1 protein-coding gene and 1 pseudogene are annotated in these 617 nt (G+C 29.0%); one reads left to right on the forward strand and one right to left on the reverse strand.

Annotated features, from left to right (window positions below):
• Nucleotides 1–86, reverse strand: a pseudogene (locus tag FC57_RS10790) (UDP-N-acetylglucosamine 2-epimerase); the annotation flags it as partial.
• Nucleotides 87–338: 252 nt separating this feature from the next.
• On the opposite strand from FC57_RS10790, the gene FC57_RS10460 reads away from it, so the two are divergent.
• On the forward strand, nt 339–617 hold a 279-nt coding region (locus tag FC57_RS10460; protein ID WP_156655826.1), incomplete at its 3' end, for a hypothetical protein.

Below are 617 nucleotides of genomic sequence, written 5' to 3' on the forward strand. Positions count from 1 at the left end.
TCTTTTTTTAATTTTAAGACAAGCGAAGCCATCTTAATAGCTTCTGGCCGCGTGCCAAAGACAGTCATTACTTTTATTTTACTCATTGTTTTCCTCCGTGATTTTTATTGCTAGGTTCTATTATAGCGGATATTAGAATAGGAAGAGAATAGATTTTTATTTTAAAGAAAACTATAATAACTTCGTGGATATAGTGGCAAATAGTGATGTAGATTTAATAAGAGTTTGTAGGTACCATAATGAATATAGTGTCTTATTTTCAAACGGTTTTGACTGCTGGCTTAGCAAGTAATGTATGTATATTATTCAATTTGTATGGATCATGTGAGAGGAATAGAATGAAAAAATTTACAAAGCATAAAATAACAAAGAAATATATGAAAAATAAAAAAAGTAAGGAGAAACAAAGTGAAGAAAAAATACAAGATCTTACAGTAAATCAAAAATGGTGCATTGTATTTTTCTTTATATTTGGAGGATTATCTGTAGGCATAGATTTTCTTTGCCTTTTTAAACCAAGTTTCGCTGTTTATTTACCTTTTTCTATTTTGTCCACAGTACTTACTTTATGCGATCTGCATTATATTGTTTATTATATACGCGTGGTGCTAGTTAAA

Origin of the sequence: Lactobacillus ultunensis DSM 16047, assembly GCF_001436305.1 — a bacterium.
GTDB lineage: Bacteria > Bacillota > Bacilli > Lactobacillales > Lactobacillaceae > Lactobacillus > Lactobacillus ultunensis.